We start from the raw sequence: 12217 nt of genomic DNA on the forward strand, positions 1-12217 counted from the left end.
AATAATCAATAATTAGTAATTAATTATATTTTTTAAATGCCACAGATAGATGAAGTCAAAAAAACAAGGATTGAAAAACTAAAAGCAATGCAGAATGCTCGTATTGATGTTTATCCTTTGACCACAAAGAGAACTCATACAATTTCAGATGCTTTAAATAATTTTTCAAAATTAGAACGAGCAAAAAAAGAAATTATTTTAACTGGCAGGATTAAATCGTTCCGCGGGCATGGTGGCGCAACTTTTTCAGACATAGAAGATGGAACGAATAAAATCCAAGTGTTTTTCAAAAAAGATAATTTGGGACCCAGAAAATATGAATTGCTTCATAAATATTTTGATGTTGGTGACTTTATTGAAACAAGAGGAATATTATTTAAAACAAAAGCCCAAGAGAAAACTCTTTTAGTCAATGATTTTAAAATTTTGGCGAAATCAGTCTTGCCTTTGCCTGAAAAATGGCATGGCTTGAAAGATGTTGAAGATCGATTCAGGAAAAGATATCTTGACCTTATTTTTAATAAAGATGTAAGAGAAAAATTCGTTTTAAGGCATAAGATAATAAACGAATTAAGAGTTTTCCTTATTGAACAGGGATTCCTTGAGGTTGAGACCCCGATTCTACAGACAATATATGGCGGAGCCAAGGCCGAGCCATTTACAACCCACCTAAACGCCTTAGATATTGATTTGTACCTGCGAATTGCGCCAGAGCTCTACTTAAAACAACTTCTTGTCGGCGGATTTGAAAAGGTCTTTGAAATAGGCAGAAACTTCAGGAACGAGGGAATGGACAGATACCATAATCCGGAATTTACATTTTTGGAGTTTTATTGGGCTTATGCGGATTATAAGGAATTAATGAAATTCACTGAGCAGATGTTGGAATCAGTTATTAAAAAGGTATTTGGAACTTTAAAATTGGAATATCAAGGAAAAACGATTGATTTTAAAACGCCTTGGAAAAGAGTTGATTTTTATCAGCTTATTAAGAAAGATGCCAAGATTGATTTGGAAACAATCCATCCAGAAGCATTGGCAGATAAGGCAAGGGAAATGAATATAAAAATTGAAAAAGGCGAGGGTTTTGCAGAAATAGCGGATAAAATTTACAAACAATGTTCCAGAGATAAAATTTGGAGCCCAACTTTTGTTATCCATCATCCGCACGGCAATTTTCCGTTAGCAAAAGCCAAAGACGAGAAGCGATTGGCGAATTTTCAATTGATTATCGGAGGATGGGAAATGGTGAACGCTTTTTCAGAGTTAAATGACCCAAGCATCCAGAGGGCAAGATTTGAAGAGCAAGAAGAAATGTGGAAGAAAGGATTTAAAGAAGGAATGAGAATTGACGAAAATTTTATAGAAGCACTGGAGTATGGAATGCCTCCAGCAGCTGGTTTCGGTATGGGAATTGACCGGCTCGTAACACTTCTAACTGATTCTCATTCTCTTCGGGAAGTGATTTTATTCCCGACAATGAAACCAAAAGGAAGTTAAAAATCCAAAGTCCAAAATTAAAAGTTTCAGCATTCAGTCCAAAATATTTTATACTTTTTATTGATACTTTTAATTTTTAACTTTTAATTTATTATCTATGATTGATATAAAATTACTAAGAGAAAATCCGGAATTAATTAAACAAGCCCTTGGAAAAAGAGGAGTGGATATAGATATTGAAAAAATCTTAGGGTTGGAAAAAGAAAGGCGGGTGATTCTTCAGGAAGTGGAGCAATTGCGTTCCCAGAGGAACGAGATTTCTTCCCAGAAAGGCAAGCCAGATGACTTGGATAAAGCCAGAAAAATAAAAGAGGGTTTGAAGACAAAAGAGGACCAGCTCAAGATTATAGAAACAGGATTTGAAGCGCTTTATGCGTTAATACCCAATATTCCTCTTGATGATGTGCCTGTTGGAAAAAATCAGGAGGACAAAAAAGTAATCAAGGAGTGGGGCAAGGTTCCGAAGTTTAATTTTGAACCAAAAGACCATTTGGAAATAGGCAAGGCATTGGACTTGATAGACACAGAAAGAGCAGCTAAGATTTCAGGCGCTCGTTTTGGGATTTTAAAAAATGAAGCAGTTTTATTGGAGTTTGCTTTAATCAGATTGGCTATGGATACGCTTTTGAAGGAAGGATTTATCCCTGTGGTTCCGCCGACCTTGCTTAGACCGGAGATGATGAAAGCAATGGGATATATAGACACAGAGGAGGATAGAGCTGAAAGATATTTCCTAGAAAAAGATAATTTGTATCTTGCTGGCACTGCTGAACAGATGCTTGGGTCTATGCACCAAGGAGAAGTTTTTGATAAAAATGAACTGCCCAAGAGATATATTGGTTTCTCTTCTTGTTTTCGGGAGGAGGCCGGCTCTTATGGGAAAGACACGAAAGGAATATTCAGAGTCCATCAGTTTGATAAGATAGAAATGTTTAGCTTCACCAAACCAGATGATTCTCAATTAGAACATCAATTTTTTATTTCCCTTGAAGAAAAATTGATGCAAAAACTTGAACTGCCTTATAGATTAGTCCATCTTTGCACCGCAGATATGGCTCGGCCGTCTGCTTCAACTTATGATATAGAGGCATGGATTCCTTCTCAAAAGAAATACAGGGAATTAATGTCCAGTTCAAACTGCACTGATTTTCAGGCAAGGCGTCTAGGGATAAGGTATAAAGAAAGCGACAAGACAGGATTCGTCCACACTTTAAATGCCACTGGTTTTGCAATTGGCAGAACTATTATTGCAATTTTAGAGAATTATCAGCAGAAAGATGGGAGTGTCGTAATTCCGAAGGCGCTTAGAAAATATATGGGGAAGAAATATATATTGGGATAAGGTACTCGGATATCCTCGCACAAACCCATCTGTTTCCGGGAGCCGCCCTGAAATCTTATTGCCTCGCGCCTTGTTCTTAAACGATGTTTCAGCATCATGGAAGAAAAATTTGTAGACATTAACGGAATAAAAACTTTTACAAGAATCGGAGGCACAGGAACTCCTTTTTTAATATTGCACGGCTGGGGAGGGAGCTCTGATTCTTGGTTTAAGGTTCAGAAAATTTTGGCAAAGAATTTTCAGGTATTTGTTTTGGATTTGCCAGGGTTTGGGAAAAGTGGGTCTCCGCCAAGACCGTGGGATGTTCAAGATTATATGGAATTCGTCTTGGATTTCTTGGAAACTTATAATATAAAGCAATATTATCTTTTGGGCCATTCTTTTGGTGGAAGAATCTCTATAAAATTATCAGCCCAATTTTCAGACAGCATTATAAAATTAATGCTCGTTGATTCTGCTGGCGCACAGCCAATTAAAAAGAAATTTTTTAAGAGGATTTTGTCTTCAATCGCTTCGTTTGTCAGTATTTTTTCGTTCTTGCCGGGATTTAAGCTATTCCGAAGATTTTTTTACCGATTTATCATCAGAAGTACTGATTATCTTAAAGTTATGGGAGTGATGAAGGAAACATTCTTAAAGGTTATCTCAGAGGACTTGTCTCCATATCTTGAAAAGATAAAAGCTAAAACCATGATTGTCTGGGGAGAAAGAGACAGAATTACACCTCTTAGAGACGGTCATTTTATGAATTCAAAAATACAACATTCGGACTTGGTTATTTTGCCCTGCAATCACAATCCCCACATTGAAATACCCGAGGACTTATCAAAAAGAATTCTGGATTTTTTAAATAAAAATGGAGATTAGAATTATCAATAATGAGCCCTTGCGTCGAGAGTGGAATAAATTTTTATTTGAAAACAATGGAAGTTTTTTACAGTCGTTTGAGTGGGGGAAATTCCAGCAATCTTTAGGCAAACAAATTTGGAGGATACAAGTAATAGATAGACAAATTGTTTTAGCACAGGCATTGCTCATTGAAGAGGCCTTCCCTCTTAGACGAAAATCCTGTCTTTATATCCCTTTCGGTCCCATTATTAGAAAAAAATCATTACCAGAAGAACAAAAAGAAGTCATTGCATCTATTTTAAGACAGATACAAAATATAGCCCAAGAACAAGGGGCAATATTTTTGAAGATAGAGCCACACACAGAATTGATTCTTCCTGACGGGCTGAATGCTGTTATTCCTGATAAAAGAATTCAGCCGCAAAAAACCCTTATTTTGGATTTGCTTCAAGAGGAAGATGAGATTTTCAAGAATTTTTCTTCAAAAACAAGATATAATGTCGGCTTGGCGCAGAGAAAAGGAGTCAAGATAAAATTTGAAGAGCAATATCGTAAAGAATTTTATCATTTGATTAAGGGCACATCAGAGAGAGATAGCTTTACGCCATTTAAAGAAGAGCATTACAAAAAATTATTTGAAATTAGCAGTGATGATTTTGGGGTCAAGCTTTGCTTAGCTGATTATAATAATAAAATTGTTGCTTCATATATTCTGATTCTTTTTAACAAAACCGCTATTGGCCTTCACGGAGCCAATGATTGGCAGTATAGGTCTCTAAAGGCAGCCAATCTTTTGCAGTGGGAAAGGATTAAAATGGTCAAGAATCTTGGTTACGAGAAGTTTGATTTTTGGGGTATAGATGAAAAGAAATGGCAAGGGATTACGGACTTTAAAAAAGGTTTTGGCGGGACAGGGTTTGAATATCCATGTTCTAAAGATATTGTTTTTCAGAAAGCATGGTATAAGCTTTATAGCATAGCAAGGCGAGTAATTTAATTTTATGATTTCCATTGAACATCCATTTATTAAAATCACAATTATCCTTTTATTGTGGTATTTTCATATCTTCCGCAGGAAGGTCTTTTTCCTTTATTTTTGGCAATTAAAAGAATACCGGTTGGACAGATTTCTTGAAGAAGCCAAAAGGAGGAGTGGAATTATATTTTCAAAATTTTTCTTTTTAGCCATAATTACGATTGCAATGTGGTTATTCCTTCCTATCCAAGAGTCATTAAAAGAATGGATAATTTTGGTTCTCTATTTTCTGTTTGCAATGTATTCTTTGCGCCTACTTTTAAAGCAAAAATGGGTTTTTCCGAAATTTACTCAGAAAATGGTTGTTCTTTTCGGCTTTGTTCTCGTGGTTGAAGGGCTGTTGATTTGGCGCTTTATCAGCGACCCATTTTTGTTCATATTGGTCTTTGAAGCGCTTTTGCCTTTATTTATTTTCTTAAACCTTGAAATAATTCAGATTCCGACATTTTTTCTAAAGAAAAGAATTATTATTATGGCTAAAAAGAAAATTTTGAATAATCCCAATATTGTTACAATTGGGATTACCGGCTCTTACGGAAAAACCTCGGTTAAGGAGATTCTATACAGCTTGATTTCTGGTAATAACGAGGTTCTTAAAACAAAAGAACACATTAATACTGAAATGGGCGTTGCTCGGACCGTGCTTGCTGAAATAAATAATTCACAAACCAATTTTATTTGTGAAATGGCTGCCTACAGGAAGGGCGAGATAAAAGCGATTTGCAGGATAACCAAGCCAAGGATAGGGATTATCACAGGCATTAACGCTCAACATATGGCGTTGTTCGGTTCACAGGAAAAAATTGTTGAAGCCAAATACGAATTAATTGAATCATTGCCTGATGATGGAATAGCAATTTTCAACGGAGACAATGAATATTGTCTGGAACTTTACAAGAAAACAAACAAGGCGAAAAGAGTTTATGGGTTGAATAGAAATATGGAAGGCATGGCTTTTGATGTCTGGGCAGACGACATCAAGACAGGAAGTGAATTTACTTTTTTCAAGATTGTTTTTAAAACAGGGGAAACCATAGATTGTAAAACCAATTTATTGGGTAGGCATAATGTTTTAAACATACTCGGAGCTGTTTGTATTGCAAAGGAACTCGGCGTTAAGCCACTTGAACTTTCTAAAGTATGCGCCCACCTTTTTCAGAAAGGAGGGATGAGAGTCCAAAAAGGGATTGATAATTTGGATATTATTGACTCAAGTTATTCTGCCAATCCTGACGGAGTGATAGCGGATTTGGATTATTTAAAAAATTGGGATTCTAAAAAAGTGATTGTTATGCCGAGCTTGATTGAATTGGGCAAGGATGCGAAAAAAATACATCAAGATATCGGGAGGAGAATACAGCAAGTTTGTGATTTGGCAATCATAACCACTGAAGATAATTTTCAGGATATAAAAGAGGGGGCAGGAGGTAAAAATATTTTGCTTATTAAAGACCCGCAGGCGATTATGAGGAAAATAAAAGAATTCTGTAAGCCCGGGGATGTGGTTCTTTTAGAGGGCAGGGCGCCGAAAGGGACAAAAGAATCATTAATCATTAATAAATAATAAATAATCAATAATAAATAATCATTAATAAATAATAAATAATCATTAATAAATAATAAATAATCATTAATAAATAATCATTAATAAATAATAAATAATCACTTACCAATAAATAATTACTTATCCGCCTCGGGTGGGTTAATTACTAAAAATGTTTACGAAGCCCATATTTATATCATTATCTCCTAATGTCCAGAAACATGATTTTTACATGGCTTTTAAATTGATTTTTATGCCATGGAAATGGAAAAAGGGGAGAGAAATTAAAAAACTGGAAGAAAAATTTAGAAATTATTTGGCTGTGAATAATGCTTTTTCCTTTAACAGCGGACGGTCTGCGTTTATGGCTATTCTGAAATCCTTGGAATTAGAAAAGGGAAGCGAGATTTTGGTTCAGGCATTCACCTGCAACGCAGCAGTTAATCCCATTATTTGGTCTGGGTTAAAACCAGCTTTTGTGGATATTCAAAAAGAGTCATTGAACATTGACCCAGCGGATTTGGAAAGAAAAATTACTTCTAATAGCAAGGCCGTCTTGGTCCAGCATACTTTTGGTTTTCCAGCTAAGATTGATAAAATTTTGGAAATTTGTGAAAAGCATAATTTGATTTTAATAGAGGATTGCGCCCATTCTTTGGGCGCGGAATATCGCAATAGGAAAGTTGGGACATTTGGGAAAGCAGCATTTTTCAGTTTTGGCAGAGACAAAGTAATCTCCTCTATTTATGGCGGAATGGCGATTTCTAATGACCCTGTCTTAGCTGAAAAAATAAAAAATATCCAAGGCGATTATCAATATCCATGTTTTTATTGGGTATTCCAACAGCTTTTACATCCAATATTGATTAAAGTTTTAGTAATGCCTTTTTACAATTTTTTCGGGCTTGGAAAAATTTTCTTAATCACATTACAGAAATTAAAAATAATTTCAAAGGCAGTGACAAAATCCGAGAAGCAGGGGATAATGCCGAAATATTTTCCCAAAAGAATGCCGAACGCATTGGCGGTTCTTGGTTTGAAACAATTAAACAAAATTGATGAGTTTAACAAGCATCGTGAAAAAATATCGGAAATATATAGACAAGGGTTAAGCCAGTCAAGCTTTGATTTTTTAGAATTAAAAGACAATGAAAGAAAAAATATTTATATGAGATTTCCGATTCTTTGTAAGAAAAATGAATCAGACAATATTTTAGAATATTTCAAAAAGCAAAATATTTTCTTGGATGATGGATGGAGAAAATCAGCGATTGTCCCTATTGGCACAAATATAGATAAAATGAATTATATCAAAGGTTCTTGCCCTGTTGCGGAAGATGTGAGCCAGAGGATTATAAATCTGCCTACGCATATAAATATCTCGCCTAACACGGCTGAAAAAATAAAAAAACTTTTATTGGATTTCTAAAGATAGTGTTTAAAAATGAATAGGACCTCCGCTTAATGAGTTCTCGCAATGCGAGATCTCTGGCGGAGGTCCTGTTGTGTGTCGTGGTCTCATAGCGTCCTCCTTAAAACCAGAGGAAGATATTGAGGCCAAGACCCCAGACCAGCCCATAATTTTCACAGTCATGGGTTTGGTAACTAGCGCGAATCTCGGTTTGGAACCCGAATGAGAAGCCAGACCTACAAATTCGTGCTGTGCCACCAATAAGCAGGGTATTGCTCTCCACATATCCCAGGAGTTGTGAAAGATGAACGAATCTTTCGGCTCCGAGATATAAGAGCGCTGACATCTGTCCGATAGGCGCACCGAGAACTGGGATACGGAGACCGACTTCTTCGTAGTACAATCCATTGGTCCATTGTGGGAACCAGATGAATCGCGCTATATCAAAGTATGGTCCTGGGTCAGCGAATGAAACGCCGAACTTAGCGTTTACGCCGAATATTGGTTGGTCTCCAATGGCGCCACCAGACAAGCCGATTGCCATATCAAGACCAATCCATCCATTATCTCCAATATTCAGGTTACCGAGTTTTGGTCGCCAATCAAGATTGGCTGCCAGTAACATTGTGTCTGGCCCGAACATACTGAACCCGACTTCGAAGTTTTGGTTCGCGCAAGGCAATGGTTCTTTCTCTATCACCACTGTCTCTGTCACGACAATAGGAACTTCTCTGATTATCGTGGTCGGCGGCGGACAACATTGTGCTCTGCCAGCAAATCCAACTCCGATACAGAGTCCGACGACTATCAATGCGACAGTTGCTATGAACGCCTTCTGTCCAAAAGTAAGCTTTCGCCTACTCACCTTGCTTCCTTCCCGACCCACGAATGGGTTTGGGTCCCACTTGTCTATTCTGGGCATAACACCCTCCTTTTCGTATTGTTATTATACTAAATTATATCGCCAATGTCAATAGCATTGACAAATTCTAAAAATATGATAGTATTATAATCAGTAAAAAGTTAAAAAGTTGTGAGTATTAGCAGTACCTTGGCAATCTATATACTACTTTGATTTAAGGAGGACTGTCCTCTGTTAATTTAGAAAAAGAAAGCGACGCCAAAGGAGGTGTCAGCGATGTTTAAGAGAGTTGCAGTAGCACTATTGGTCGGGGCAGTTATGGTTTTTTTGGCCAGCTGCGCATTGTTTAATCAGGAACCAGTCGCCTCCTTTGATGTGTCAGGCGATGTGAAGTTAGTCGGTCAGGGCTATCAAGTTGAGACAGGAGCAGAGATTGATTTTGACGCTTCTGACTCATTTGACCCGGATGGAGAGATAGGGTCCCATTTATGGGACTTTGGAGACGGTATCAGTGAGGAAATAGATTCTTATCTAACGAGTCATTCTTTTTCGCAGATAGGAATATACTGGGTTACACTTCAAGTTTTTGATGAGTTTGGTAAACCCAGTTGCGCCAACTGTATGGAAAAGAAGTTCGTGGTAACAAACCCAATCCCGCCTCCACCTCCACCTCCGCCTCCACCTCCGCCTCCGCCGCCTCCACCTCCGCCTCCGCCTCCACCTCCACCTCCACCTCCGCCACCTCCTCCGCCACCTCCACCTCCACCGCCTCCGCCACCTCCGCCTCCGACACCGCCTCCGCCACCTCCACCTCCGCCACCACCTCCTCCGCCTCCGCCGCCGGTCTGTGACCAACCGCCAGTTGCGTATGTGCTAATCTCGGCTACGCCGTATCCACAGACAGTGCTGATGTTCCAGCTGGTTGGATACCAAGAGCCGTATCACAGCTCTGGGTATCATCCAGAGGACTTAGACCGGTTCAGGTTGACCTTCCTATCTCCGACTGGAATTCCTCAATCGTTTGATAGTTGGGGGATAGCTGGACAACAAATTCCTTCCAATGGAAGGATTGAGGTCATCCTGAATGAAGCAGGGTCGTGGCAGGCCACTGGTACTGGATGGGGATTCTGTGGAGAGTGTCCAGTTTGCGACTTTTCTCACGCGTTCGAGGTAGTAGCTCCATAATGGAGTAAAAAAGCAAATTACGAGGGCAGTCAGGCGCTTAACAGCAACCTGACTGCCCTCTTTTATTTTTTTGATGGTATTATATCTATAATATGATCAACATCTTTTAGTGTTGACAATATCATCGTCAGATGATATAAAATAGACAGTAGTAGCTTTTTTTACAACCAGACCTGGATTGTTTTTTGCACAGTTGTGGTTTTTGTGTAGTAAAAAAGAAAGCAAAGAGAGAGGAGGACGCAATGAAGAAGTGTGCATGGTTGGCGGTGGTGTTGACGGCGTTGGGGCTGGCGGTTGTTCTGTGTTCCTGTGAGTATATAGGGAATCAGGCGCCGATAGCGATGGTCAATTGCGATACCACGGGAATCGTGGCAGAGTGGCTATGTTTCGACCCTACGAATTCGTGCGATTCGGACGGGACGATCGTATTCTACAGCTGGAACTTCGGAGATGGAAGCAGTTCCCAATCGGGGACCGCGATAGTGGCCGAACATCGGTACGCTGAGGGAGACAGAACCTACCATGGTTTGCTCACCGTAACGGACGATAGGGGCGCAACTGCGTCATGTCCATTCACGGTCAGTGTGGAATGGGAACCTTGCCCCAATGGCGAGAGCGATGGAGAGGCGGATATCGACATCTACCTCATTCAAGGGACGGACGCGGCTTTTCTCCACGACCCCACGCTCTTCACTGTTGAGCTTGACAGCGAATACATAATGGATATCGTGGCTCGTGACGGACAGGCTGGGTCCTCGGCACGCTCGCTCGGCAATCGCAGATTCGCGATTAAGTCGGGGCAAGTTCTGGCCGAGACCGATGGCATTGCGTGGATTCAAGTGGTGGTGAGGAAGCCGAGTGGCGAAATCATCACCTACGATACCCGCAATCAGCCGGGCTCCAAGCCATTGGACTTGGACCATCCTCGACTATCGCTCAAGTGCGATGAGCTGGAGAAAACCACTATCACGATTTATGCCCGCGACAACGATGAGTGCGGAACACAAACCGTGTTCTGTCAGACAATCCAGGTCGGCGAGTGCCCGGTATGTTAACGGGCACGCAACGGGGGCGGGTTCTTTTCGGAATTCGCCCCCACTTCACTTTTATTATAGGAGAAAAAGTATTAATATAGTTTAATGTTTATAAAAGTTAAGGTTTTTCCAAACTCAAAAAAGGAATCAGTTATTCAAAAGGAAACTGATTTTTTTGAAGTTCGGGTCAAAGCAGAAGCAAAACAAGGACAAGCAAATAAATCAGTTATTAATATCTTAGCTGAATTTTTTAATTTGAAAACAGACGATATAAAAATAATTAAAGGAGCGAAAACAAGAAATAAAGTTTTTGAAATAAAAGGAGTTAAAAATCAAATTGAAAAAGCAGTGGAAATTTTAAAAAAAGGAGGCATAATTGCTTATCCCACTGATACGGTTTATGGAATCGGATGTAATGCGCTTGATAATAAAGCAGTAAAGAAGGTTTTAGGCATTAAGGATAGGCCTGCGAATAGCGCACTCTTAATAGCAGTTTCGGATTTTAAGATGATGGAAGATATCGTATTTTTTACAAAAAAAGAACATGGATTTATGGAGAAATTTTTGCCCGGACCAATTACTTTTATTTTGCCCAAAAAATCAAAAATTTCTGATTTGGTCACTGCAGGAAAGAAAACATTGGGAGTCAGGATTCCAGACAGCAAAGAAACAATGGAGATTATAAAACAAGCTGGATTCCCGATTATCACCACTTCTGCCAATGTTTCAGGTAAAAAACCAGCTGTAAAAAGTAGAGATATTGATTTAAAAGTGGATTTTGTGGTAGAAGGAAAGTGTAAATATAAAAAGCCATCAACTATTGTTGATTTAATAAACAAGATAATTATAAGGGAAGGGGAGGAAGCGGAAAAAGTAAGAAAAGCATTAAACGCAGAGTTTTCTCTGCAAAAATATGGTTAAACAAATTCTCTCTATTTTGGTCATTGTTCTAATCGGCATTGTTGCCGGAGCGTTGATTTATTTTTTTTATCCAGAGAATTGGGAAACAACCACTGTGACTCTTTTTTGGGGAAATAAAATTGAAGACCCAGAAGGATTATTCTGTGAAAGAGTTTATCCATTGGAAAGAAAAATAAAAGGCGCTATAGATAATGGTGTTTTGCTCGCTGTTGAAGAGTTGTTAAAAGGCCCGGATGAAGAAGAGATGGAAAAAGGATTTTTCACTGCCATAAACCCTGGCGTGAAAGTTCAGAACCTTATTATTGAAAATAAGAATGCAGTTGTTGATTTTGACGAGACATTGGGAGATGGGGTGGGCGGTTCTTGTATGGTAGGCGCAATCAGGGCCCAGATTACAGAGACATTAAAATATTTTCCAGAGATAGACAATGTCATTATCTCAATAGACAACAGGATAGAAGATATCCTCCAGCCATAAATAATCAATTCAAGATAAAATAACGCTCGGCAATTCCGCCGAATTCCGCCGAGATC

General features: G+C 38.9%; 11 protein-coding genes. 10 read left to right on the forward strand and 1 reads right to left on the reverse strand.

From position 1 onward, the window contains the following. The first annotated feature begins 36 nt into the window (after positions 1–36). The 6 genes from lysS (at position 37) to KJ562_02735 (ending at position 7699) form a co-directional block, all read left to right on the forward strand. Positions 37–1500, forward strand: coding sequence for a lysine--tRNA ligase (gene lysS, locus KJ562_02710; protein ID MBU3964602.1), 1464 nt, complete (start codon positions 37–39; stop codon positions 1498–1500). A gap of 97 nt (positions 1501–1597) precedes the next feature. Continuing rightward, positions 1598–2842 carry a serine--tRNA ligase gene (gene serS, locus KJ562_02715; GenBank protein ID MBU3964603.1) on the forward strand — a complete coding sequence of 415 codons (1245 nt, stop codon included), beginning with the start codon at positions 1598–1600 and terminating at the stop codon, positions 2840–2842. Between the two features lie 96 nt (positions 2843–2938). Continuing rightward, positions 2939–3709, forward strand: coding sequence for an alpha/beta hydrolase (locus KJ562_02720; GenBank protein MBU3964604.1), 771 nt, complete (start codon positions 2939–2941; stop codon positions 3707–3709). Beyond that, a complete protein-coding gene (locus KJ562_02725) occupies positions 3699–4688 on the forward strand; it encodes a peptidoglycan bridge formation glycyltransferase FemA/FemB family protein (protein ID MBU3964605.1) in 990 nt (329 codons plus the stop codon). Before KJ562_02720 ends, KJ562_02725 begins: the two co-directional genes overlap by 11 nt. A gap of 4 nt (positions 4689–4692) precedes the next feature. Then, positions 4693–6291, forward strand: coding sequence for a hypothetical protein (locus KJ562_02730; GenBank protein MBU3964606.1), 1599 nt, complete (start codon positions 4693–4695; stop codon positions 6289–6291). 232 nt (positions 6292–6523) lie between these two features. Beyond that, positions 6524–7699, forward strand: a complete 1176-nt coding sequence (locus KJ562_02735; GenBank protein MBU3964607.1) for an aminotransferase class I/II-fold pyridoxal phosphate-dependent enzyme — start codon at positions 6524–6526, stop codon at positions 7697–7699. A gap of 103 nt (positions 7700–7802) precedes the next feature. On the opposite strand, the gene KJ562_02740 is transcribed toward KJ562_02735, so the two are convergent. Beyond that, positions 7803–8603: a hypothetical protein gene (locus KJ562_02740; protein ID MBU3964608.1), complete on the reverse strand. Its 801-nt coding sequence runs from the start codon at positions 8601–8603 to the stop codon at positions 7803–7805. 216 nt (positions 8604–8819) lie between these two features. Here KJ562_02740 and KJ562_02745 point away from each other — a divergent pair, with 216 nt between their 5' ends. From KJ562_02745 to KJ562_02760, 4 genes are all read left to right on the forward strand, one after another. Continuing rightward, positions 8820–9728: a PKD domain-containing protein gene (locus KJ562_02745; protein ID MBU3964609.1), complete on the forward strand. Its 909-nt coding sequence runs from the start codon at positions 8820–8822 to the stop codon at positions 9726–9728. Between the two features lie 242 nt (positions 9729–9970). Next, the gene (locus KJ562_02750; protein ID MBU3964610.1) at positions 9971–10783 is read left to right on the forward strand and encodes a PKD domain-containing protein; all 813 of its coding nucleotides are present in this window, start codon (positions 9971–9973) and stop codon (positions 10781–10783) included. Between the two features lie 84 nt (positions 10784–10867). Continuing rightward, positions 10868–11683, forward strand: coding sequence for a threonylcarbamoyl-AMP synthase (locus tag KJ562_02755; GenBank protein MBU3964611.1), 816 nt, complete (start codon positions 10868–10870; stop codon positions 11681–11683). Then, positions 11676–12161, forward strand: coding sequence for a GerMN domain-containing protein (locus KJ562_02760; protein ID MBU3964612.1), 486 nt, complete (start codon positions 11676–11678; stop codon positions 12159–12161). The genes KJ562_02755 and KJ562_02760 overlap by 8 nt, the downstream gene beginning before the upstream one ends. Positions 12162–12217 lie beyond the last annotated feature (56 nt).

The sequence above is a fragment of the Patescibacteria group bacterium genome, from assembly GCA_018900835.1.
Lineage (GTDB): Bacteria > Patescibacteriota > Minisyncoccia > Minisyncoccales > PEYH01 > PEYH01.